The organism is Lacunisphaera limnophila (assembly GCF_001746835.1).
GTDB lineage: Bacteria > Verrucomicrobiota > Verrucomicrobiia > Opitutales > Opitutaceae > Lacunisphaera > Lacunisphaera limnophila.
The window spans coordinates 550,033-571,388 of sequence record NZ_CP016094.1 but is presented as its reverse complement, the minus strand read 5'-3'; the positions used below and the strand labels follow the sequence as shown (position 1 = coordinate 571,388).

Genomic DNA, 21,356 nt, shown 5'->3' with positions numbered 1-21,356 from the left:
CCACAGAACGCCGGGCCCGCGCCCGGCGTTCTTTTTTTGCCCCGGGGTTTCCGCGCCGCGCTTGCCTTGGCCGGGGGATATGCCTTTTTGACGCCTCATGGCCCAGCCCGAAGCCCCCAAGATCATTTTCTCGATGCTCGGCGTCTCGAAGAAGATCGAGCGCAAGGAAATCCTCCGCGACATCTCCCTGTCGTTCTACTACGGCGCCAAGATCGGCGTGCTCGGCCTGAACGGCTCCGGCAAGTCCTCGCTCATGCGCATCCTCGCGGGCATCGACACCGAGATCGACGGGCGCGTGCATTTCGAGCCGGGTTACCCGGTGGGTTTCCTGCCGCAGGAACCGCAGCTCACCGCCGGCGCCACGGTGCGCGCCTGCGTCGAGGAGGGCGTGAAGCACCTCACCGATTTGACGGCGGCGTACGACGCCAGCTGGGACGAGCTGTCCGAGGCGGCGGATGACGCTGCGCGCGACGCCATCAGCGAGAAGCAGGCGAAGCTGCAGGAGAAGATCGAGCACCTGGGCGCGTGGGACGTGGCCCCGATGGTGGAGCAGGCGATGGACGCGCTGCGGTGTCCGCCCGGCGAGGCGATCGTGGACACGCTGTCCGGCGGCGAGCGCCGCCGCGTGGCGCTGGCGCGGCTGCTGTTGCAGAAACCCTCGATCCTGCTGCTCGACGAGCCGACCAATCATTTGGACGCCGATTCGGTCAACTGGCTGGAGCAGCACCTCTCGCGTTACGAGGGCACCGTGATCGCGGTGACGCACGACCGCTACTTCCTCGACAACGTCGCCGGCTGGATCCTCGAACTGGACCACGGGCACGGCCTGCCGTTCAAGGGCAACTATTCGTCGTGGCTGGAGCAGAAGCAGGCGATGGCGAGCGTGGCCGAGCGCACGGAGAGCAAGCGCCAGAAAGCGATGGCGCGCGAGCTGGAGTGGATCCGGCAGAGCGCGAAGGCGCGGGTGGCGAAATCGCAGGCGCGCATCAGCGCCTACGAGGCCATGCTCAAGCAGGACGTGGCGGAGCAGGAGAAGAAATTCGAAATCATCATCCCGCCCGGGCCGCGCCTGGGCAACCTGGTCGTGCAGGCGCAGCAAGTGGCCAAGGCCTACGGCGACAAACTGCTTTACGACAAGCTGGAGTTCTCGCTGCCGCCCGGCGGCATCGTAGGCATCATCGGGCCGAACGGCGCGGGCAAGACGACGCTGTTCAAGCTGATCACCGGCCTGGAGCAGCCGGACGCGGGCACCTTCAAGATGGGGGACACCGTGAAGACCGCCTACGTCGAGCAGTCCCGCGACTCACTGGAGGGGGACAAGACGATCTGGGAGGTCATCAGCGGCGGGCAGGAGATCATGCAGCTGGGCAAGCGGTCGGTGAACAGCCGCGCGTACTGCGCGCAGTTCGGCTTCACCGGCGCGGACCAGTCGAAGAAGGTCGGCGTGCTTTCCGGCGGTGAGCGCAACCGCGTGCTGCTGGCGCGCGTGCTCAAGAGCGAGGCGAACCTGCTCCTGCTGGACGAACCGACGAACGACCTGGACGTGAATTCAATCCGCGCGTTGGAAGAGGCGCTCGAGACCTTCGCGGGCTGCGCCGTGATCATCTCGCACGACCGCTGGTTCCTGGACCGCACGGCGACGCACATCATGGCCTTCGAGGGCGACAGCTACGTGCACTGGTTCGCGGGTAACTACTCGTCTTATCTCGAGGATTTCAAGAAGCGGAAGGGGAAGGACGCGGACCAGCCCCACCGGATTAAGTATCGAAAGCTGACGCGGTAAGTCCTCAGGCGCGGCTTACGGGGAACACCGTTGCGGCCTGCTGGCCGCCCGGTGTTTGTCCGCGGTTCTCGCTAGGCGAAACCGAGGCAAAGGACGCGGATCAGCCGCATCGGATCAAGTACCGCAAGCTGACACGGTAGGCGGCCACGCTTTCACTGCGTTCAAACGCGGCTACCTTTTTTGCCCTCCCGTCACTCGTAGCCGAAGAGCCGGCCCATGTCGCGGCGGTCCTTTTTGGTGGGGCGGCCCTCGCCGCGTTGGCGGGCGAGGAGGTGCTCGATGCCGGCCTGTTTGGCGCGCTCGTACTCGGCGGGCGGCGTGAGGTCGGCCATGAAGGCCGGCAACAGTTTGGCGGCGACGCGCGACTTGGGGTGGGCGACGACCTGCAGGGTGCGGGTGAGGGCGCCGAGACGGACGGTGACGACCTCGCCCACGTGGAGATCGCGGCCGGGCTTGGCCTCGAGCTCGCCGAGGAAGACCTTGCCGGCGCGGCAGGCGGCCGTGGCCTCGGGGCGGGTCTTGTAGACCCGCACGCACCAGAGCCATTTGTCGAGACGGGGATCGTCCATGGGCTGAGCAAATTATTCTGCCGCGAAAAGACAAGGGACGGAATTCTCCGCGGATGGCGCGGATTGACGCGGATGGGTTTTATCCGGAATTGATCCGCGCCATCCGCGGAGAATGGCTTGGTGCCTTGCGCTGGAATAAAATCGGGCTTACCTGCTCCCACGTCCATGCACGTGCGCCCTTTTCTATCCCTCCTCTTTCTCTCCCTTGTCATGACTGCCACGGCCGAAACCAAACCTGCGTTGAAAACCGAGTTCGCCACCTTCGGGGGCGGCTGCTTCTGGTGCACGGAGGCGGTGTTCGAGCTGCTGCCGGGCGTGAAGGCCGTGGTCAGCGGCTACGCGGGCGGCACGAAGGCCAACCCGACCTATGAGGAAATCTGCACCGGCCGGACGGGCCATGCCGAGGTCATCCGGGTGGAGTACTGGCCGCACGACGTGAGCTACGAGAAGCTCGTCGAGGTGTTCTTCGAGGCGCACGATCCGACCACGCTGAACCGGCAGGGGGCGGACGAAGGCACGCAGTACCGCTCGGTGATCTTCACGCACAACGAGGAGCAGCGGGTGGCCGCGGAGGCGGGCAAGGCGGCGGCGCAGAAATTGTTCGACGACCCGATCGTCACGGAGATCAGCCCGCTGCCGTTGTTCTATCCCGCGGAGAAGTACCACCAGGACTATTTCAAGAACAACCCCTCGCAGGGCTATTGCACGTTCGTGATCAAGCCGAAGGTGTCAAAGCTGCTCAAGAAGGGCGTGATCGGGAAGTGAGGTCCGGTCCGCAGGGACGCGGGCCCTCCAGCAACGGAAAGGGCGCACACGAGGTGCGCCCCGACAGGGAAACGGACGATGGCGTGAGCTTCAGGCCGCGCCCTGGGCGCGCTGGCGGCGGGCCTTGACCAGGCCGTCGGTCAGGCGGTCGAGCCAGCGGATGAGGGCGACGGGCTTCGGGCTGAGGAATTCCTTCTCCTCGGCCACGGTCTGGCCGTGCTTGTAGAGCACGCCGGGGATGATGCAGGTGCCGAAGACCCAGTCCGCGACAGGCATGATGAAGAAGCCGGAGATCGCCTCGTTACAGTCGATGACGGCGTGGTGGCGGAGGTGGAAGCTGTAGACCTTGCGCCAGAACGCGCCAAACGTCGGGTGCTCGATGAGCGGGGCCCAGCGCTCAAAGGACCAGTGCTCGATGGCGTGGAAGAGCTCGTAGATCAGCAGGGACGAGGCGATGGCGCTATAACCGGCGACGAACCAGGGAAGGGAAGGCACGAACCACTGTAGCACGACCAGGAAAGGCGTCATGCAGGCGGCGAACGCGAGGTAGGTGTACCAGGGGAAGAACGAGGCCTCCTTTTGCTCCTCCTTCACGATCGGGTAGTAGTTTTCGACGAAGTTGACGTCGAGGCCGCCGGGCGTGCGGCGACGCGTGATGCGCGTGAGGCTGTGGTGGTGGGTGTGCTGGCGGTAGAAGTAGCTGAGGAACGGGAGCACCGGCTTGTGCAGGACGTAGCGGTGGAAGAAGAACTCCATGAAGCAGTTGAACATCGAGATGCCGAGAAACAGCGCAAGGTACTGCCACCAGGCGGACTGGGTCTGGGCGGCCCAGACCGGCGCGGGGGCCAGCCACCAGACGAGGCCCAGCACGCCCGAGAAGGACGCGGCGACGACGGCCAGGAACAGGGGCAGGGAGAATTCCTCCTCAACGACGGGTTTGGTCGAGATACGGTCTGACATATGGCCGACTTCGTAAGATTTTTCCCGGCAACGCAATCGTGGAAAATGACTTTCTCCCGGGGGCCTCAGGGCTTTTCCTAGTCCCGTGAGCGCCCTCTCCGTCCTCCTGCCCGTGCGCAATGCGGTCACGACCATCGCCCGCGCGGTGGCATCCGTGCAGGCGCAGACATGGACGGACTGGGAGCTGGTGGTGGTGGACGACGGGTCGACCGACGGCACGCGGGCGTGGCTGCGGGCGGCGGCCCGGGCCGAGCCGCGGTTGCGGCTGATCGAACAACCGGCGCAAGGCATCGTGGCGGCCCTCAATGCAGGCCTCGCAGCGGCCCGGGGCCGGTTTATCGCGCGGATGGATGCGGATGATGAGTGTCACCCCGAGCGCCTTGCGGTGCAGACGGCTTTTCTGGCGGACCATCCGACGATCGGGTTGGTGGCCTGCCGGGTGGGTTACGGCGGCGACCGGTCGGTCCAGGCCGGGTATGCGCATCATGTGGACTGGCAGAACGGGTTGGTGACGCCGGACCAGATCGCGCTGAACCGGTTCGTGGAATCGCCGCTGGCGCATCCGAGCGTCATGTTCCGGCGCGAGGTGGTGGAACGACACGGCGGGTATCGGGACGGGGATTGGCCCGAGGATTATGAGCTTTGGTTGCGCTGGCTGGAGGCTGGGGTGGCGATGGCGAAGGTCCCGCGCGAGTTGCTCACGTGGCACGATCCGGCCGGACGCTTGTCGCGCACGGATCCGCGTTACGGCCCGGAGGCGTTTTTCCGGGTGAAGGCCGGGTATGTGGCGCGGGAGGTGGGGCGACTCCGGGGCCCGGATCCGGAGGTCTGGATCTGGGGCGCCGGGCGGCCGACCCGGAAGCGCGCGGCAATGCTTACGGAGCACGGGGTCAGGATTGTGGGCTACGTGGATATTGATCCACGCAAGACGGGGAACCGGGTGGGCGGCGTGCCGGTGATCGGGCCGGAGGCGCTGCCGCCGCCTGGGTCGATCTTCGTGCTGGGTTACGTGGGGAAACGGGGGGCGCGCGAAACGACCCGGGCAGCCCTCACCCAGCGGGGCTACCGTGAAGGGCGGGATTTCCTGATGGGGGCGTAAGGCCGCAGCTTGGTCCCGGCTGCCCGCTCGACTTCCCGTGGTTTTGGCTACACTGACCGCATGCCCGATGACCAGACCCAGGAACCGTGCGGTGCGGTGGTGACGACGGATTTCGTCCGCCACCGCAACGTCATGCTCGTGCAGGCCGACACCGGCCCGCTGCTGGTGGATTATTTCCTGCACCAGGCGGATCACCGGTTGCGGCCGGAGCCCGCTCACGACGCCCTGCTGCGGCAGGCGCTGGCGGTGTTCACGCTCCATTGTGCGGCCCGGCCGCGCAACGAGCACCTGGCCTGGACGGTGGGGCTGCAGGAACCGCGACTGAATCTGTTTCTGGCCGGCGACAACGAGGACTGCACGGTGACGGGCCGCCTGTTCACCGAGAACGTGCGCGAGGCGCCGGCGAACGTGTTCTACAGCGAGGTGATGCCCGGGCGGGGCGCCGAGAAGCGGCGCAGCGTGGTGAACTTCGAGGGCACCGACCTCGTTCGCGCGGCCGAGACCTTCTATGCGACGAGCGAGCAGCGGCCGGCACGATTTTTTGACCGCGGGGATGACCGGCATGCCTTGTTGCTGGCGTTGCCCGATTGCGACGAGGCGTGGTTGCGGTCGGTCGACCTTGCCGGGCTGAACGCCCTGGCGGGGACGGAGACCCTGACGCGGATCGAGCACCGGCTCTACCGGTGGAACTGCGGGTGCAACCAACGCAAGATCCTCGCCGCACTGGCGCCCGTCGCCCGGGGCGGCCTGGACGGGCTCTTTGGCGAGGAGGAGGTCATTCAGGTGCAGTGTCCGCGTTGCGCCGCCGGCTATGCCATCACGCGCGAGGCGATGGAGGCCTGGCTGGCAGGGCCGGCGTCGGTCTGAGGCAGGAGCCGGCTTGCAGGCGAGGGGCTAACCCGCAGGCTGCGTCGTGATCGCCTGCAAGCAGGCTCCTCCAAATCAATGCGCCCAACCCATCATCCATGAGCCCCGCGGAAATCATCGGCACGGTGCTGGGGGTGATTGGCGTGGCGCTGATGATCCGCCAGAACATCTGGGGCTGGCCGGTCGGGCTGGTGCAAGTGGCGGTGTATGCCTGGGTGTTTTACGGGGCGAAGCTCTACTCTGACGTGATCCTGCAGGGCTGTTTTTTTGTGATCCAGGGCTACGGGTGGTGGCATTGGGTCAGAGGCGATGGCGCGCGGGCAAACTCGCCGGCATCGGACCAACGCGGCGAGGTCGCGGCGCCGCCCTCCCTGCCGGTGACGCGGTTGAGTGCCGCGGGCATGCTGAGCGGGCTCGGGCTCGGGGCCGTGGCGACCGCCGGCTGGGGCGCCTACATGCACCGCACCACCGATGCGGCGTTGCCGTATTGGGATGCGGGCATCCTGGTGTTCAGCCTGATCGCGCAGGGCCTGCAGGCACGCAAGAAGCTGGAGAACTGGGCGCTGTGGCTGGGCGTCAACACGGTGGCGATCGGAGTGTATTGGGCGAAGGACCTGCGGCTGACGGCCGGGCTGTATGTGATCTTCTGGGCGATGGCCCTCTGGGGCTGGCGGGAGTGGCGGCGGGCCGCCGGAGGCCCGGCCGCGACCGGCCCGACCTAGACCGACGCACCACCCATGGAAACTGAAATCCCAATCCGCGTGCAACGCATCGCCGTTTACGGGCCCGAATCCACGGGCAAGACCGAGCTGGCCGCGCGGCTGGCGGCGTATTTTGGCGCACCGCTCGTGGCCGAATATGCCCGGGAGCGCTGCGACGTGCAGGGGGTGTTGACGCTGGAGGACATGCTGCCGGTGGCCCGCGAGCAGTGGCGGCGGGAGGACGAGGCGGTACGGAACGTCCTGGGCCAGGCCGCCGAAGGGCAACGGCCGCCGCGGGTGATTTGCGACACGGATGCGCTGACCACCATGCTGTGGAGCGATTTGCTGTACGGCACGACGCCGGAGGAGGTCAGGCGCGGGGCGGAGCAGCGGTGCCGGCAGTATGCACACTACCTGCTGCTCGACATCGACGTGCCCTTTGCGCCCGACCCGCAGCGGTGTTTTCCCGACCCGGCGGACCGGGAGAAGGCGATGCGGGTGTGGCGCGGGGCGCTGGAGAGGCGCGGCCTGCCTTATACGTTGATCCGCGGGGATTGGGCCGAGCGGGAGCGCGCGGCCATCGCCGCGATCAACGGGATCAGGTAGTGCCGGCGGGGAACGTGGCTCAGATGTATTCCTCGTAGTCGGGTTGATACATGTGCGCCTTGATGAGGGCGGGGAGGTCGGCGGGGCGCATCTGGCGCGTGAGGCCGCGGTCGAAGGCGATCCCGGCCACGGCGAGGGCGATGGCGGAGGAGACCTCGCGGATGCGCGCCAGTTCGGGATACACCCGGCCCTGGGCCAGGTCGCGATCCGTGGCGAGACTGGCGAGCGTGCGGGCGGCACTGAGGAACATTTCGTCGGTGACGCGGGTGGCCTGGCTGGCGATCACGCCGAGGCCGACGCCCGGGAAGATGTAGGCGTTGTTGCCCTGGCCGGGGACATGCGTGCGTCCGTCCAGGGTGACCGGGGCGAACGGGCTGCCGCTGGCGTAGATCGCGGCGCCGTTGGTCCAAGTGTAAGCCTGCTCCGCGGTGCACTCGGATTTGGAGGTCGGGTTGGAGAGGGCGAAGATGATCGGGCGCGGGTTGAGGGCGGCCATGGCCCGGACCGCGGGCTCGGTGAAGGCGCCGGCCATGCCGGAGACGCCGATGAGGGCGTGGGGCTTGAGCTCGGTGATCGCGGCCGTGAGGTCGGTGGCGGGGGCATGGTCGTGGGCGAAGCGCTGCTTGTGCGCCACGAGGTCGGTGCGGGACCGGACGACGAGGCCCTTGGAGTCGAAGAACCAGCATTGGCGGCGGGCGGCGGCCTCGCCGACGCCCTCGGCGGCGAGGGCCTCGACGATCAGGTCGCCGATGCCGATGCCGGCCTCGCCCGCGCCGTAGAAGAGGATGCGCAGGTCGGCCAGCCGGACGCCGGAGAGGCGGGCGGCGGAGTAGAGCCCGGCGAGCGTGACGCTCGCGGTGCCCTGGATGTCGTCGTTGAAGCAGCAGATGCGGTCCTGGTAACGCTGGAGCAGGGCGAAGGCGTTGGCGTTGCCGAAGTCCTCGAACTGGAAGCAGGCCGCCGGGTACATCTGTTGCACGGCGCGGACGAGTTCCTCGACGAGGTCGTCGTATTCGGGTCCGCGGAGGCGCTTTTGCGGGGTGCCGATGTAGAGCGGGTCGTCCAGCAGGCTCTGGGTGTTGGTGCCGACATCGAGCATGATGGGCAGGCACTGGGCGGGGTGGATGCCGGCGCAGGCGGTGTAGAGCGAGAGTTTGCCCACGGGGATGCCCATGCCGTTGGCGCCGAGGTCACCGAGGCCGAGGATGCGCTCGCCGTCGGTTGCGACGATCATGCGCACATCGGAGTAGGGCCAGTTGCGGAGGAGGGTCATGATCCGGCCGCGGTCGGCCGCGGTGATGTAGAGCCCGCGCGAGCGGCGGAAGATATGGCCCCAGCGCTGGCAGGCCTGGCCGACCGTCGGAGTGTAGATGATGGGCATCATCTCGTCGAGGTGGTCGGTGACGACGCGGTAGAAGAGGGCCTCGTTCCGCTCCTGGAGGGCGATGAGGTAGATGTATTTCTCGAGGTCCGAAGTCTTACGGCGGAGGCTGCCGAGCACCCGGGTGACCTGTTCCGCCTGGGTGTGGATGCGGGGGGGCAGGAGGCCGCGCAGGCCGAGGACCGTGCGCTCGTGGTCGGAGAAGGCGGTGCCCTTGTTGAGGAGGGGGTCGTGCAACAGGTCCACGCCGCGTTTGCCATGTCGATAGTTTTTCATCGGGGTAGAGGATCGCTTCGGGGGGTGGGCGCCCCAGGGGCGCCGGGCCGGCGTCGGGGGATGGCGCCGGCACAGAGGAATTCATCGCACGGACGCGCCGGTCCGGCCACTTATTACCGGTCCGGGGACAAGATACGCGCAGCAATCGGCGCGGAATGCACGGGCCGGACCCGGATTAGGCCGGGGATTGACGAGCGAGGGGTTCGGCGGTCATAGACCGCCGCTACAGGAAATGGAATTAACCGAAGATTATCTGCAGCGGTTCGGTGGGCTGGGCCGGCTTTATGGCACGGCGGCCCTGCCGCGGCTGCAGGCGGCGCATGTGGCCGTGATCGGCGTGGGCGGGGTGGGCTCGTGGGTGGTCGAGGGCTTGGCGCGATCCGGCATCGGGGCGATCACCCTGATCGATTTGGACGATGTGTGCGTGACCAACGTGAACCGGCAGCTGCCGGCCTTGGACGGCAACATCGGGCGGCCGAAGGTCACGGCGCTGGCCGAGCGCGTGCGGCTCATCAACCCGGCGTGCCGCGTGACGGCGGTCGCGGAATTTTTCACGGTGGAGTCGGCGCCCCGGTTGCTGGAATCCCGGTACGCGTGGGTGGTTGACTGCATTGATGCGGTGACCAACAAGGCGCACGTGCTCGCCGAGTGCGGCAAGCGCGGGCAGCGCGTCGTCACCGTCGGCGGGGCGGGCGGCAAGCGCGACGCAACGCGCATCCGCGTCGGTGACCTGGGGGGCGCGCATGGCGACGATCTGCTGAAGATGGTGCGGCGGAAACTGCGGCGCGACCACGGCTTCGCGAAAGGCGAGGGGAATGACTATGGCATCCCCTGCGTTTCATCGCAGGAGCGGCCGGTGTTTCCGTGGGCGGATGGCACGTGTGCGAGCGAACCGGAGGCGGGCTCGAACCTGCGGCTGGATTGCGCGTCGGGATTCGGCACGGCGGTGTTCGTGACCGCGGCGTTCGGGTTTGCGGCCGCCGGCGAGGTGGTGCGGCGGGTGGCGGGTGGGTAGGTCCAGTCTGGGACTGGACCAAGTGGCGCGACAATCCGGGCCGGTCAGAGACCGGCCTTACGCGGTCGCGGGGGTGCCGAGCAGCCAGCGGATGACGTCGGCGGCGTGGTAGGAGTCGGCGCCCTCGGGGAGGAAACGCGCGAGATGCGCAACATCGTCACCGGCGGTGATCAGGGCGTCCTCCGGGCCCTCGGGCCGGAGCTGGCCGAGGCCGATGTTGGCCATGAGACCGTTGCAGAGACAGAGCCGGCCCTTGGTGTCCTCGATTGTGCCGCCCTTGCGGACGTAGTCCTCGACCGGCTCGCTGGCGCAGCGGTAGCCGATGGTGCCGTCGGGGCGCTGGTAGGCCTGGCGGAGGTAGCCGAGATCGCAGATGCGCTGGCGGGCGAAGACGCGGGTCTCTTCCGAAAGGGTGCCGAGCAGCTGGAGGACCTTGAACGGGAAACCGGTGGGCGAGGCGAGCGGGTCGGTGCGGACGCGGAGGGCGCCGATCGTGCGGCTGAGTTCGCAAACGCGGCGCTTGAGGTCGGGGAGCAGGCCGGATTCCGCGCAGAACGCGAAGGCGGTGCCGACCTGGATGCCGGCCGCGCCGGCGGCGCGGGCCTCGGCGAGCTTGTCCGGCTGGGCGACCGAGCCGGCGAGCCAGAAGGGGAGCCCGAGGTCGCGGATCTTGGGGAGTTCGGGGACGTCGCGCGGACCGTAGACGGGTTCGCCGCTCGCGCTCAGCACCATCGGCCCGCGGGGCGGGGCGTTGTGGCCCCCGGCGAGCGGGCCTTCCACGATGAAGCCGTCGACCCGGCCGTTGGACTTGCGGGCGAGGGTGAGGGCGAGGGTGGCCGAGGAAATGATGGCAAGGAACTGCGGGCGCAAGAGCGTGCACGGCGGGTTGCCGAGGTAGGGACGGGGGTCGAAACGGGTGAGGCCGTCGTTGGCGTCGGTCGCGTCGGCGATGTCGATCTTGAGTTCCGCCGGTTCCCCGCGGGCGAGGGCGTCGAGGACGCCGGGGATGGTCCGCGGGATGCCGGCGCCCATCAGCACATAGTCCACGCCGGCGAGCATGGCGCCGAGGAGGGTGGGGAGGGTGGGGAACTGGATCTTTTCCAGGAGATTGATGCCCACGCGGCCGTCATGGCCTTCCTTGGCGAGGCTGACCTCGGCGAAGGCGGAGAGGACGGCCAGATCGAGGTAGGCCTCGCTGGGTCGCAGGCCGGGCATCGGGATGGCCTTGAAGGGGGCGTCGGTGGGTTTGCCGCCGGGGACATGGTAGGCGGACCAGATGCGGTCGACGAGGTCGGGCCGGGGGAAGTGGGCGAGCACGCGGGCGAGGTCGCCGTCGGGGTCACCGAGCTGGAGTTGCCGGGCGAGCACGAGGGGCAGGGCGGTGCCGGAGACGACGCCGAGTTGGCCGGTTTGGGCGACCGCGCGGGCGAGGCGCCAGCCGGAGACGCCGACGCCCATGCCGCCTTGGATGATCGTTGGATTTGCCATGGTCATACAGATGACGACGGCCTTGCAGTGGAAGCTAGGCTGACGTGGGGCGATCATCCGCCCGGGTGGGCGCGGAGGGAAGGCGGGAGTGCGTCGGGGGCAGCAAATGGCAAATTACGCGCAGTCGAGCCGGTACGGGGTGAAAGCCGGACCCCGATCCTTACAGAAACAGTTGGTGGAAGTTGGTTTCCACCAGGGTCGCCAGGGTCTCGAGGGGCATGCCGCGCAGGGTGGCGAGTTGCTCGTACGCCACGCGGATATTGGCCGGGTGGTTCAGCTCGGTGCCGTCGCCACCGGGGAGGGGGAAGCGGTTGAGTTCGGGCGGGGGCGGCTTGGTGGGGGCGTCGGTCTCGACGAGCAGGCGGTCGGCCGGGATGGTCCGGAAGTTCTCCAGCCGGGCGGCGAGGCGGGGCTGGAGCAGCTCGATGTTGAAGGAGAAATAGGCGCCGAGATCGGCGAAGCTCCGGACCATTTCCGCCGGCCCGCCGTAGCCGTGTAGGAGAAAGCCGCGGGCGGGCCGGGGGGTCTGCCGGAGCAGGTCAAGCAGGGCGCCATAGGCCTGCACGCAGTGGATCGAGGCGGCGCGGTTGAGTTCGGCGGCGAGGGTCAGTTGGGCGGCGCAGACCTCGGCCTGTTCGTCCAGGGGCGCGACCCGCAGGCCGGCGATGCGGGGGTCGTCAGGGCGCACGCCGTCGATGATCCAGCGGTCCAGGCCGATCTCGCCGACCCCGGCGGAGGGGTCAGCGAGCAGGGCGGCGCGCAGGCCGGTGAGCCAGTGGGGGGAACGCTGGCCGCAGTCCCAGGGGTGGATGCCGTGGCTGGGGAGGAGGCAGGCGTGGGTGCGGGCGAGGGCGGCGACGACGGGCCATTCCTCCTCGTTGGTGGCGTTGACGACGGCGCGGCGGAGACCCACGGCCTGCAGATCGGCCAGCAAGGCGGCCCGGTGGGGGGGCAGCGGGTCGAAATGGAAATGCTGGTGGGCGTCGTAGAGTGGGAGCACGGGAACGGGGGCAAGGTGGCAGCAATCGGCCTCAAGTTGGAGCGGAAAGTGGCCGTTAGAGGTGGAAACCACGGAAGGAACACCGTCCATGACGGACAACATGATCATCGACATACCCGAACTACGCCTGCCCCGCGATATGGCGTGGCGGATCAAATTCATCGAAGCGGTGGAGGATCACGCCCGTCGGCTGGGGATCTCCGGCCGCTTCAAGGTGCCGCGTTTCTTTGGTTACTATTACACGGGGCAACGGGCGGTGGTGGTCGCCGGCCTGTGGACCGTGCTCGTCGATGACGCGGAGCTGCTGCGGCGCCTGCGGCACACCGTGGAGAAGATCACGGACCGCCGGTTCAACATCGCCAGCGCCACCGAGGGCGGGGAGCCGGAGTTCATGCTCGTCAACGACAGCCACGACGGCTCGTGCTGGCTGTGGGATTACGAGCATGGCCGGCGCTTCCTCGAGGCGAGTGATCCCGTGATTTTCGGCCAGCTGGATGAGTACCCGGCGGAAGACGATGCCGGCCAGGGGCCGCGATATTTGGGTCCATAGCAGTCGGATGCAGGTGTGTAGCCAGGGCGACTTGAGTCACTCAAGCCGCCCTGCGCTCGTTGACGGCCGGAGTTTGGCCGCACGGGCAGTTGGGGCAGGTCCGGCCACAGGGGCGCGCCGCGGGCTGGGGACGAAATTGTTCCAGCCAGGCCGGGCCGGGACCCTGGCCGCGCACGGCGGTGTCATGGCGGTGGGTGACGCCGGTGCGGAGGGCGATGAACGCCTCCAGGCGCGGCCAGAACTCGATGCGCTCAAGCAGGGGGTTTACGAAGTTGGTGACGGGGCAGTAGTAGGTGTTCTTCGGGTCGGCATGGTGCAAACCGTGATGGCGGGCGGTCTGCAGGATGCGCCAGTCCTGCAATTTCGAGATGAACCAGCCGTTCTCGGCGCGGGTGCGGTGGGCCATCTTGTGGATTTCATTGGCGTTCACGCTGACGGCGATGAACAGCAGGAGCTGCCACGTGACGAGGCCGAGCGGCCAGGCGAGCGCGAGGAGGACCAGGCCGGCCAGCACCAGCAGGCGGGAGCTTTCCCACCACGACAGGCGCGTGAAATAGCGCGGCAGGTGATGATGCACGATGTTGGGCACGATGACGTGCGGGCCGATCACCGGGGTTTCCTCGGTGAAGTAGGCGTCTTCGGCCCAATGGACGAGACCGGCGACGAAGTCGGCGAGGCCGACGATCAGGACAACCTGTGCGGCGACCAGCAGGATTTGGAGAAGGAGGTGCATGGGATTTCGGGTTGAGTGGCCCCGGTTTGAACCGGAGCGCCGTGAGAATAACCGAAGGCCGGCCGGGGCGTGAGTTGATAAGTCTGATGCGGGGCATCGGTTTTTTTGATGTGGCGCGGCGCCGGGGTTCCGGGCTTCCTCGGGCCCGGCATGAACGTCCATCACCTCGAGCTGTTCTACTACGTGGCGAAGCATGGCGGCATCAGTGCGGCGGTGCGGAAGATCCCGTATGGCATCCAGCAGCCGGCAGTCAGCGGCCAGGTGGGCAAGCTGGAGAAGGACCTGGGGGTGCGGCTGTTTGAGCGGAGCCCGTTCCGGCTAACGGCGGCGGGCGAGCGGCTCTTCGACCACGTGCAGCCGTTCTTCGAGGGCCTGGCCCCGCTGGCGGCGGAGCTGCAGGAGGCGGCGGGTCCCGAACTGCGGATCGGCGGGGCCGAGATGGTCCTGCGCGACCATCTGCCCGGTGTGATGCGGCGGCTCCGCACGCGTTTCCCGAAGTTGAAACTCAGCCTGCGCACCCTCGGCTTCCAGGCGGAGGCCGAGACGTGGCTGCGCAACGGCCACGCCGACGTGGTGTTCGCGCCGGTCTATGCCAAGGCCCCGGCGGGGCTGAAGCAGACACGATTCGCCAGCGTGCCGCTGATGTTGCAGGTGCCGCTGAAGTCGCCGCTCAAGTCGGCCGCGGAGCTGTGGGCCCGGAAGAAGATCACCGAGCCACTGATCTGCCTGCCGGCGAGCACGGGCATCACCAGGGACTTTTTCGCCACGCTGCAGAAGCGGGGGGTCACTTGGCGCAACGTCATCGAGGTGACCTCGCTCGATCTCGTGACCCGGTATGTGGCCAATGGCGATGGCATCGGCCTCAATGTGTTGGTGAACCCCAAGGCGAAGTCGCGCGAGGTGCGCCTCCTGCCCCTCGCGGGCTTTGCGCCCGTGACGATGGGCGCGTTGTGGCGGGGCGAGCCGTCGCCGTTGGTGCAGGCCGCGATCGACAGCGTGCGGGCCTACGCACAGGCGACCTGGCCGGACTGGGTATGCGGGGAGTAGGATCGGTCAACGCCCCTGGGCGGCGGCGTAGTCGCGGATCCGGGCGCGCACGCTGCGCAGGCCGTTGAGGCGCGTGGGGGTGAGGTTGCGGGCGAGGCCCAGTTTCTCGAAAAGCTCGGGCTCGGTGGCGGCCACGTCGGCCGGCGCGGCCGCGCTGTAGAAATCGCACAGCAGGGCCAGGAGGCCGCGCACGAGCGGGGAATCGGCGTCGGAGCGGAAGTGGCAGGTGCCGTCGCGCATCTCGCCCACGACCCAGGCCTGCGAGATACAGCCCTGGACGCGGTGGGCCTCGGTGCGTTCGGCCTCCGGCAGCGCGGGACGTTTCCGGGCGCGGTCCACGATGGCGGAGAGGCGTTCCTGCGGGTCCTCGATCAGGGCGAGGTCCTCGATCATCTGCTGCTGTTTTTCGGCGAGGGTCACCCGGCCGAGGGTGCGAGACTGCGGGCGGCTTGCAAGCGCGGGGCGGTTTTGCTCCACTGGCGAATGGACAATCCGTTCGCGATTTCCTGGCTCTGGCGGGGGTTCAAGGGCAACAGCGTCACCTTCGCGCTGCTGTTCGCCACCTTCGTGCTGGGCTGGCCGTTGTCGGAGGAATTCGGCCGGCTGCTGACCTGGCTGGGGGTGCACTGGCTTTACGTGCTGGTGGTACCGGGATTTTTTTTCATGGCGCTCGCGAAGCGCGAGGATCGCATCGTGCCGGACGAGGCGAAGCGGAAGGCCTGGGCGCGCGGCCTGATCGTGGGTTCGCTGGTGCTGGCGGTCGTGATCAACCAGATCAAGCACTGAGCCCGCTCAGGCGGCCGCACCGAGGTGCGGCATCGGCAGGTCGAGGGTGGCGGCGAGCGCGCGGTAGAGTTCGCCCTCCTCGGCGCTGATCGTGCCGTCGCTGCCGATGACATGGGCCGCGGCGACGACGAGGCGTTTTTTGATCGGGAGGGAGCAGACGGCGAGTTTGTCCAGCGCGGCGTCGACTTGCTCGAGGCCGCAGGCGGCCGGTTCCAGCAGGGTGAGCCGGCCCGCGAGCAGCGGCAGCTGGGTGGCGCCGGCCGCAAACGCGGCGGCGGAGGCCGTGGGGGAAAAATGGGCCAGGGCGGAGAGCACGACGGCGATCTCACGCGCGACCGCCGGGAAGGAGTCGAACTGCACGGACTGGCTCGGGGCTTGCGCGAGCCGGAGCTGGCTGAGCAGCATTTTCTGCAGGGCGTATTCGAAGGGGGTGACCTGGGCGTCGGCGTGGACCAGTTCGTCGAGCACCGTGGCAAACCGGTCGAGGCCCGCGGCATCCAGCGAGCGCAGCGCGGGCAGGGCGAGCTGAAGGAGTGGCAGACGCGCGGCGGGATCGAGCACGCTCAGGGCCGAGCGGTAGCCGGCGAGCTGGGTGGCCGCCGCCGGGCCCGCGTGTTGCGCGACGAGGGCCTGCTGGGTATCGCGCGCGGCCTTGTCGCCGTTGAGCAGCAAGCCGTAGACGACGATCTGGGCCGCGGCCGGATCACGCACGGCGTCGCGCAGCCGCGCGGGGATGTTCTCAAGGAGGAGGACGGCGTGGCGGAAATGGGCGTCGGTGAGCGAGCCGATGTCGGCCACGGCCTTGGCGGGTTGAAAGGCGATGCGCTGGGTCGGCGCCGGCGGGGGCAGTTCCACCGGGGCTTCGTGGATGCGTTGCAGCGTTTCCTCGGCTGAGTAGCGGGTGCCGCCGCCGAAACCCGCGGTGGCGAAGGATTCGCGCTGGATGTCCACGACCGCGGGCGGGTCGAACAGCTGGCCGTCCCAGCCGGGTTCGACGGCGCGGATGCGCTCATCGAGGGGCGGGTGGGTGGCCCACAGGCCGCCGAAGTTCGAGCGGAAAGCCTGCGCGATGAAGAAGTGGCCGATCTCGCCGGCGTGGTTGTTGAGCATCGTGCCGCCGAGCGCGTAGCCGCCGATCTTCTTGAGGGCGCCGCCGAGGCCGAGCGGGTTGCGGGTGAACTGCACCGCGGAGGCGTCGGCGAGAAATTCGCGCTGCCGCGAGACGGCGGCTTGGATCAGGCGGCCGAAGAAGTAGCCGATGTAGCCGATGATCAGCAGAGCCAGACCGACCGCGAGGAGCAGCGCGAGCCCGCCGCCCTTGTTCTTGTCGCCGCCGCCCGTGCGCACGCGGCCCCGGAACAGGCCGCTGAGGATGCCGCGGCCGAGCAGGCCGATGACGAGGATGCCAAAGATGATGGCGGTGATGCGGACGTTGAGCCGCATGTCACCGTTGAGGATGTGGCTGAATTCGTGCGCGATGACCCCCTGCAGCTCGTCGCGGGTGAGCTTGTCGAGCGTGCCGCGCGTGACGGCGACGGCGGCGTCGGCCGTGGTGAGGCCGGCGGCGAAGGCGTTGAGGCCGGGTTCGTCATCGAGGATATACACGGCGGGCATCGGGATGCCCGAGGCGATGGCCATTTCCTCGACGACGTTGAGGAGGCGGCGTTCGCGCAGGTCGGTGGAGGTGGGGGCCACGGCACGGCCGCCGACCATCTCGGCCACGGCGGCACCGCCGTGGCGCATCTGAGACCACTTGTAGAGTGAGGCCACGCCCACCACCCCGAGCGTGCCGCCGGCGACGGCGAGAAAGAGCCGCAGGTCCCACCACGGGTGCGGGAATCCGCCCGTGGGCCAGCGGGCGGCGGGCCCATTGCGCTGGTATTCCCGTTGCGCCGCCTGGGCCCGGCCCGAGAGGTTGATGACCCCGAGGGCGGCCGCGTAGCTGGCGAAGATGGTGCCGAGCAGCGCGAGGGCGAACAGGAGGACGAGCCGCTTAGAGCGGCGGCGGGCGCGGTCCTGGGCTTCAAAGAAGTCCATGTTCGGGCTCAAGCCCGCTCGCCGGCGGCGACGGGCAGAGGGTGGTGGGGAATTTCCATGAACAAGAGGAACCGGGTTACGTGCCGGCTTTTCGACAGCTCAGCCCATGGGCCGTTTGAAGATGGCTACCACGTCCCGGGTGTTGCCATAGGCTTCGTTGGTGTCGAAGGCGGCGGTCAGTTCCCATCCCTGCAGGCCGAGATCGTTCATCATGCGGTCAAACTGGACCTCATCGAGTTTTCCGCCGATGAAGCCGGTGGCCCGGAGCTTGATGGTCTTGTATTCCCACTTCATGTAACGCTGCGCGGCCGAGGCCGGCTGCTCAGGTGAACTTCACCTTCGGCGCCTCGCGCTCGGTGGCGTTCTCGATCTGGAAGAGGGCGGCCTCGGCAAAGTTGAAGATCCCGGCGATCAGGCTGGTGGGGAAGAGTTCGCGCTTCGTGTTGTAGCTGGTGACGGCGTCGTTGTAGGCTTGGCGGGCGAAGGAGATCTTGTTCTCGGTCGAGGTCATCTCCTCGGTGAGCTGCATCATGTTCTGGTTGGCCTTGAGGTCGGGGTAGGCCTCGGAGACGACCATCAGGCGGGAGAGCGCGCCGCCCAAACCGGACTCGGCGGCGAGCAGGCCCTGCATGGCGGTGGCATCGGCCGGGTTGGCGGCGGCGGCCTTGGAGGCGGCATAGGCGGTGTTGCGGGCGGCGATGACGGCCTCGAGCGTGCCGCTCTCGTGCTTCAGGTAGCCCTTGGCAACCTCGACGAGGTTCGGGATCAGATCATAGCGGCGCTTCAGCTGCACATCGATCTGGGCGAAGGCGTTTTTGAAGCGGTTGCGAAGGGTGACGAGGCCGTTGTAGGCGCCGATCAGCCAGAAACCGACAAGCAGGGCGGTGCCACCGAGGACAACAAGCAGGATGAGGACGATACTCATGGAGGAGGGATGGGTTGAACCGAACGGCGGTTTTTCTGACGCAAGGCCGAGAATGGTGCGAGTAATTTCCTCTTACACGGCTCCGGCAACTTTGGAGCAGGCGGCGCTTGCCAGCGGGTGGGAGCGGACGCACGATGAGGTGCTTCATGATGATGCCGGTGCGCACCCTTATTTTCCTGTCGCTGGTCCTGTCCGCCGGCCGGCTCACGGCCCAGGTGGCGGATACGAGTCCGCTGGTGACGGCGAGCGTGGCCGCGCAAACGGTGCCGGGCGGCTGGATCGTGACGGAGAACCGGGCGGACCGGGCCTTGCAGTCCGGCTTTCCCGCCACGGCGACAGTTCTTTATCGCGAGTTGCTCGCGGATCCGGGCCTGCCGGCCGAAACCCGGCCGCGGGTGATGCTGGCGTTGGTCACGGCCCTGCTGGACGCGGGGGAACTCGCGCCGGCGGCCGAGGTGTTGCAAGCCTACCCGGGTCCCTTCAACAGCGCCTACCAGTTGCGCGTGGGGCTGCTGGCCATCACGACGCGCCGCCCGGCCCAGGCCCGCGCCGCGCTGGCCGCGGGCAAGGTGGAAGAGCTGCCGGCGGCCGATCGCGGCTGGTGGTATTTCCTGGAAGCGAGTGTGACCGATGCCGAGGGAGACATCGTGCGCGCGAACGGCCTCTATGCGCAGGCGGTCAGCGCCGCGGTGTCGGACCTGCAGCGCGCCCGTTTCGTGCTGGGCCAGGAGCAGGCGCGCCTGGGTTCGGGCCAGGCCAACGAGGCGCAGCTGGCGACGCTGCGCGGCAACATGGAACGTTTTCAAGGCACGCGCACCGGCTACACGGCGGTGCGGACCTATGCGGCCGCTCTCGCGGAACTGGGCCGTTCGGCTGAGGCGCAAGCCGAGCTCAAGCGCCAGCTCAACGTGCTGCCCGCCACCGAACGCGACGCCGGGGACCAGCTGCGCCTCATGCTCGGCCTGATCGCTGGGGAGGGCAGCGAGGAGGGCCGGAACGCCTTCCGCCAACTGCTGCGCGACGCGCAGCGGCCCGAGACGCGCCGGCTGGCGCTGCAATTGCTGGTCCGCGGCGCGAAGACGCCGGCGGAGCGCGAGCAGCTGCGCCGCGACCTGAGCGAGCGCATCGCCGCCCTCCCGACCAGCCCGATCATCGAGGACCTGCTGCTGGTGCGCGCGCAGTCGGCGCTGGAGGACAAGGAATACACGCCCGCCGAGGACGACGCGCGGCGGTTGCTGGAGAATTATCCCGCCACGACGCTGAAGGCCCAGGCGCTGGGCGTGCGGCTGGCGGTGGCGTGGGACCTGAAACGCTATCGCACGGCGGCCGACGTGATTGCGCAACTGCGCGCGGTGTTGCCGCCGGGCCGGGAGCGCGCCGAGCTGGCGGTGTTGCTGGCGGAGGCGTTTTTCCGCGCCGAGGATTATCGCAATGCGGCCGACGCCTATGACGCGGCGCTGCGGGAGGCGCCGCTGGCCGCGCCCGCGGGCATCCTGATCTTCCAGCGCGTGCTGGCGGAGATCCGCGCCGACCGGCTCGAAGCCGCCGCCAGCCAGCTGGACGAAGCCGCGGCGGAGCCGGCCTTCGACGCGGTGAGCCGCTGGCAGGCCGAGTGGAACCTGGTGCGGGAAATGCAAGTGCGCGGCCAGGCGCCGGCCGCCTATGCCCGGGTGGAACGTCTGCTGGCGACCGGGGCGGAAGGCGTGCCGCCGGAGCTGCGCATCCGGTTGCAGTGGCTCCGCGCGCGGCTCGCGTACGACAACCTCGAGGCCGAGACGGCGTTGCGCCTGACCGACGAGTTGCTGACGGCGTTGCAGTCGGCCACCGGGCTGGAGGTCGCCCTGCGTGACAACGTGACCAGCACCACCCGGTTGCTGAAGGCCCAGGCGCTGCTGACCCTGGGCCGCGATCCGGAGGGACTCGCGGTGCTGGACGGACTGCGCGCGGATTTCCGGGACACTCTGGCCGCGCAGTATTCCTACCTGGTGCAGGCCGGGCACCTCTCGGAGCGGGGCGATCTGGCGGCCGCCCAGCGTGTGCTGATCGATTTCGTCGACACGAAGGATTACGCCAAAAGCGAGTACGCGCCGCTCGCGCTCTACCAGGCGGCGCTGATCCTCGAGCGCCAGGGGCTGAACCGACAGCTCGAGGAAGCCAGCAAACTGTTGGAGCGGCTGATCACGAGCTATCCCACGGATGACCTGGTCTTCCAAGCCCGGCTGAAACAGGGCGACCTGTTCCGCAAGCTGAACGATTTTCCGAATGCGCGCCTTGTCTACGAATATCTGCTGAACAATTACGCGGGCCACCCCGATGAATTGCTGGCCCAGCTGGCGCTGGCCGACAGCCTGCTGGCCCAGGGGGCGAACAACGTCTCGAACCATGCGAGCGCCGTGGCCATCTACGAGCGGTTGCGCGACCTGCCCTCGGCGCCGCCGGACCTGCGGATGGAGGCGGGTTTCAAGTGGGGTTATGCCTTGGCCAAACGCGGCCAGCCGGACCGGGCGCAGACCGTGTTCTGGGGGGTGGTGCAAGGCTTTCTGCTGGAGCCCACCGCCGCCGCGACGCTCGGGGCCAAGGGGCGCTACTGGCTGTCGAAGTCCCTGATCGAGCTGGCGCAGATCCATGAGGAGGCGGGGCGGCTCGACGAGGCGCAGCGCGCCTACCAGCTGGTCGTGGACAACAAGCTGGGCGGCGCCGCGATGGCGCAGGCCAAGCTGGCCCGTTTCCGGGCGACCGGAGGGACGGGGCCATGAGCTTTGGCATGG

Annotated in this window: 21 protein-coding genes; 11 read left to right on the top strand and 10 right to left on the bottom strand. The window is 68.3% G+C overall.

Annotated elements, in window-relative coordinates; all coding sequences use genetic code 11:
• Nucleotides 1-97: 97 nt before the first annotated feature.
• Entirely contained in the window at nt 98-1,783 is a 1,686-nt protein-coding gene (ettA, locus tag Verru16B_RS02555; RefSeq protein WP_069960818.1) for an energy-dependent translational throttle protein EttA, read from the top strand.
• Between the two features lie 191 nt (nt 1,784-1,974).
• On the opposite strand, the gene Verru16B_RS02550 is transcribed toward ettA, so the two are convergent.
• Nucleotides 1,975-2,352 carry an RNA-binding S4 domain-containing protein gene (locus Verru16B_RS02550; protein ID WP_069960817.1) on the bottom strand — a complete coding sequence of 126 codons (378 nt, stop codon included), beginning with the start codon at nt 2,350-2,352 and terminating at the stop codon, nt 1,975-1,977.
• Nucleotides 2,353-2,562: 210 nt separating this feature from the next.
• On the opposite strand from Verru16B_RS02550, the gene msrA reads away from it, so the two are divergent.
• Nucleotides 2,563-3,117 (top strand): peptide-methionine (S)-S-oxide reductase MsrA, encoded by a 555-nt coding sequence (gene msrA / locus Verru16B_RS02545; RefSeq protein WP_069963566.1) that lies wholly within the window; start codon nt 2,563-2,565, stop codon nt 3,115-3,117.
• Between the two features lie 90 nt (nt 3,118-3,207).
• Here the strand turns inward: msrA and Verru16B_RS02540 are convergent, their stop codons facing one another.
• Nucleotides 3,208-4,077: a TrhA extension/companion domain-containing protein gene (locus tag Verru16B_RS02540; RefSeq protein WP_069960816.1), complete on the bottom strand. Its 870-nt coding sequence runs from the start codon at nt 4,075-4,077 to the stop codon at nt 3,208-3,210.
• 85 nt (nt 4,078-4,162) lie between these two features.
• On the opposite strand from Verru16B_RS02540, the gene Verru16B_RS02535 reads away from it, so the two are divergent.
• From Verru16B_RS02535 to Verru16B_RS02520, 4 genes are all read left to right on the top strand, one after another.
• The gene (locus Verru16B_RS02535) at nt 4,163-5,176 is read left to right on the top strand and encodes a glycosyltransferase family A protein (protein ID WP_069960815.1); all 1,014 of its coding nucleotides are present in this window, start codon (nt 4,163-4,165) and stop codon (nt 5,174-5,176) included.
• A 60-nt stretch (nt 5,177-5,236) separates the two neighbouring features.
• The gene (locus Verru16B_RS02530; RefSeq protein WP_069960814.1) at nt 5,237-6,043 is read left to right on the top strand and encodes an Hsp33 family molecular chaperone HslO; all 807 of its coding nucleotides are present in this window, start codon (nt 5,237-5,239) and stop codon (nt 6,041-6,043) included.
• A gap of 98 nt (nt 6,044-6,141) precedes the next feature.
• Nucleotides 6,142-6,765, top strand: a complete 624-nt coding sequence (gene pnuC, locus Verru16B_RS02525) for a nicotinamide riboside transporter PnuC (RefSeq protein WP_069960813.1) — start codon at nt 6,142-6,144, stop codon at nt 6,763-6,765.
• A gap of 15 nt (nt 6,766-6,780) precedes the next feature.
• The gene (locus Verru16B_RS02520) at nt 6,781-7,350 is read left to right on the top strand and encodes an AAA family ATPase (protein WP_083270040.1); all 570 of its coding nucleotides are present in this window, start codon (nt 6,781-6,783) and stop codon (nt 7,348-7,350) included.
• 19 nt (nt 7,351-7,369) lie between these two features.
• Here Verru16B_RS02520 and Verru16B_RS02515 read toward each other — a convergent pair whose 3' ends face one another.
• Nucleotides 7,370-9,007: an NAD-dependent malic enzyme gene (locus Verru16B_RS02515; RefSeq protein WP_069960811.1), complete on the bottom strand. Its 1,638-nt coding sequence runs from the start codon at nt 9,005-9,007 to the stop codon at nt 7,370-7,372.
• Nucleotides 9,008-9,239: 232 nt separating this feature from the next.
• On the opposite strand from Verru16B_RS02515, the gene Verru16B_RS02510 reads away from it, so the two are divergent.
• On the top strand, nt 9,240-10,022 hold the full coding sequence (locus Verru16B_RS02510; RefSeq protein WP_069960810.1) for a tRNA threonylcarbamoyladenosine dehydratase: 783 nt from the start codon (nt 9,240-9,242) through the stop codon (nt 10,020-10,022).
• 57 nt (nt 10,023-10,079) lie between these two features.
• On the opposite strand, the gene Verru16B_RS02505 is transcribed toward Verru16B_RS02510, so the two are convergent.
• Together Verru16B_RS02505 and Verru16B_RS02500 are read right to left on the bottom strand one after the other, a co-directional pair.
• On the bottom strand, nt 10,080-11,510 hold the full coding sequence (locus Verru16B_RS02505) for a nitronate monooxygenase (protein ID WP_083270479.1): 1,431 nt from the start codon (nt 11,508-11,510) through the stop codon (nt 10,080-10,082).
• A 160-nt stretch (nt 11,511-11,670) separates the two neighbouring features.
• Nucleotides 11,671-12,582, bottom strand: a complete 912-nt coding sequence (locus Verru16B_RS02500; protein ID WP_237023459.1) for a TatD family hydrolase — start codon at nt 12,580-12,582, stop codon at nt 11,671-11,673.
• A gap of 16 nt (nt 12,583-12,598) precedes the next feature.
• Here Verru16B_RS02500 and Verru16B_RS02495 point away from each other — a divergent pair, with 16 nt between their 5' ends.
• Nucleotides 12,599-13,060, top strand: coding sequence for a hypothetical protein (locus tag Verru16B_RS02495; RefSeq protein WP_069960808.1), 462 nt, complete (start codon nt 12,599-12,601; stop codon nt 13,058-13,060).
• A gap of 40 nt (nt 13,061-13,100) precedes the next feature.
• Here Verru16B_RS02495 and Verru16B_RS02490 read toward each other — a convergent pair whose 3' ends face one another.
• The gene (locus Verru16B_RS02490; RefSeq protein ID WP_069960807.1) at nt 13,101-13,793 is read right to left on the bottom strand and encodes a fatty acid desaturase CarF family protein; all 693 of its coding nucleotides are present in this window, start codon (nt 13,791-13,793) and stop codon (nt 13,101-13,103) included.
• A gap of 150 nt (nt 13,794-13,943) precedes the next feature.
• Between Verru16B_RS02490 and Verru16B_RS02485 the strand changes: the two genes are divergently transcribed.
• Nucleotides 13,944-14,840: a LysR family transcriptional regulator gene (locus tag Verru16B_RS02485; RefSeq protein WP_069963564.1), complete on the top strand. Its 897-nt coding sequence runs from the start codon at nt 13,944-13,946 to the stop codon at nt 14,838-14,840.
• 6 nt (nt 14,841-14,846) lie between these two features.
• Here the strand turns inward: Verru16B_RS02485 and Verru16B_RS02480 are convergent, their stop codons facing one another.
• Nucleotides 14,847-15,260, bottom strand: coding sequence for a SufE family protein (locus Verru16B_RS02480; RefSeq protein WP_069963563.1), 414 nt, complete (start codon nt 15,258-15,260; stop codon nt 14,847-14,849).
• Nucleotides 15,261-15,323: 63 nt separating this feature from the next.
• Here Verru16B_RS02480 and Verru16B_RS02475 point away from each other — a divergent pair, with 63 nt between their 5' ends.
• On the top strand, nt 15,324-15,626 hold the full coding sequence (locus Verru16B_RS02475; protein ID WP_069960806.1) for a hypothetical protein: 303 nt from the start codon (nt 15,324-15,326) through the stop codon (nt 15,624-15,626).
• A 6-nt stretch (nt 15,627-15,632) separates the two neighbouring features.
• Here Verru16B_RS02475 and Verru16B_RS18620 read toward each other — a convergent pair whose 3' ends face one another.
• The 3 genes from Verru16B_RS18620 to Verru16B_RS02460 all read right to left on the bottom strand — a co-directional run bounded on the left by Verru16B_RS18620 (nt 15,633) and on the right by Verru16B_RS02460 (nt 18,588).
• Nucleotides 15,633-17,663: a M48 family metallopeptidase gene (locus Verru16B_RS18620; protein WP_069960805.1), complete on the bottom strand. Its 2,031-nt coding sequence runs from the start codon at nt 17,661-17,663 to the stop codon at nt 15,633-15,635.
• A gap of 99 nt (nt 17,664-17,762) precedes the next feature.
• Nucleotides 17,763-17,957, bottom strand: coding sequence for a DUF4177 domain-containing protein (locus Verru16B_RS02465; RefSeq protein WP_069960804.1), 195 nt, complete (start codon nt 17,955-17,957; stop codon nt 17,763-17,765).
• 28 nt (nt 17,958-17,985) lie between these two features.
• Nucleotides 17,986-18,588: a LemA family protein gene (locus Verru16B_RS02460; RefSeq protein ID WP_069960803.1), complete on the bottom strand. Its 603-nt coding sequence runs from the start codon at nt 18,586-18,588 to the stop codon at nt 17,986-17,988.
• A gap of 158 nt (nt 18,589-18,746) precedes the next feature.
• Here Verru16B_RS02460 and Verru16B_RS02455 point away from each other — a divergent pair, with 158 nt between their 5' ends.
• The gene (locus tag Verru16B_RS02455) at nt 18,747-21,344 is read left to right on the top strand and encodes a tetratricopeptide repeat protein (RefSeq protein ID WP_157772134.1); all 2,598 of its coding nucleotides are present in this window, start codon (nt 18,747-18,749) and stop codon (nt 21,342-21,344) included.
• Nucleotides 21,345-21,356: the final 12 nt, after the last annotated feature.

What these genes read in the sequence shown, in the direction of transcription:
- Verru16B_RS02510 (WP_069960810.1), top strand. Translation starts at nt 9,240, where the DNA reads ATGGAATTAACCGAAGATTATCTGCAGCGGTTCGGTGGGCTGGGCCGG.
- Verru16B_RS02515 (WP_069960811.1), bottom strand. Translation starts at nt 9,007, where the DNA reads ATGAAAAACTATCGACATGGCAAACGCGGCGTGGACCTGTTGCACGAC.
- Verru16B_RS02485 (WP_069963564.1), top strand. Translation starts at nt 13,944, where the DNA reads ATGAACGTCCATCACCTCGAGCTGTTCTACTACGTGGCGAAGCATGGC.
- Verru16B_RS02490 (WP_069960807.1), bottom strand. Translation starts at nt 13,793, where the DNA reads ATGCACCTCCTTCTCCAAATCCTGCTGGTCGCCGCACAGGTTGTCCTG.
- Verru16B_RS02540 (WP_069960816.1), bottom strand. Translation starts at nt 4,077, where the DNA reads ATGTCAGACCGTATCTCGACCAAACCCGTCGTTGAGGAGGAATTCTCC.
- Verru16B_RS18620 (WP_069960805.1), bottom strand. Translation starts at nt 17,663, where the DNA reads ATGGACTTCTTTGAAGCCCAGGACCGCGCCCGCCGCCGCTCTAAGCGG.
- Verru16B_RS02465 (WP_069960804.1), bottom strand. Translation starts at nt 17,957, where the DNA reads ATGAAGTGGGAATACAAGACCATCAAGCTCCGGGCCACCGGCTTCATC.
- msrA (WP_069963566.1), top strand. Translation starts at nt 2,563, where the DNA reads ATGACTGCCACGGCCGAAACCAAACCTGCGTTGAAAACCGAGTTCGCC.
- Verru16B_RS02460 (WP_069960803.1), bottom strand. Translation starts at nt 18,588, where the DNA reads ATGAGTATCGTCCTCATCCTGCTTGTTGTCCTCGGTGGCACCGCCCTG.
- ettA (WP_069960818.1), top strand. Translation starts at nt 98, where the DNA reads ATGGCCCAGCCCGAAGCCCCCAAGATCATTTTCTCGATGCTCGGCGTC.
- Verru16B_RS02530 (WP_069960814.1), top strand. Translation starts at nt 5,237, where the DNA reads ATGCCCGATGACCAGACCCAGGAACCGTGCGGTGCGGTGGTGACGACG.
- pnuC (WP_069960813.1), top strand. Translation starts at nt 6,142, where the DNA reads ATGAGCCCCGCGGAAATCATCGGCACGGTGCTGGGGGTGATTGGCGTG.
- Verru16B_RS02505 (WP_083270479.1), bottom strand. Translation starts at nt 11,510, where the DNA reads ATGGCAAATCCAACGATCATCCAAGGCGGCATGGGCGTCGGCGTCTCC.
- Verru16B_RS02475 (WP_069960806.1), top strand. Translation starts at nt 15,324, where the DNA reads ATGGACAATCCGTTCGCGATTTCCTGGCTCTGGCGGGGGTTCAAGGGC.
- Verru16B_RS02495 (WP_069960808.1), top strand. Translation starts at nt 12,599, where the DNA reads ATGACGGACAACATGATCATCGACATACCCGAACTACGCCTGCCCCGC.
- Verru16B_RS02550 (WP_069960817.1), bottom strand. Translation starts at nt 2,352, where the DNA reads ATGGACGATCCCCGTCTCGACAAATGGCTCTGGTGCGTGCGGGTCTAC.
- Verru16B_RS02520 (WP_083270040.1), top strand. Translation starts at nt 6,781, where the DNA reads ATGGAAACTGAAATCCCAATCCGCGTGCAACGCATCGCCGTTTACGGG.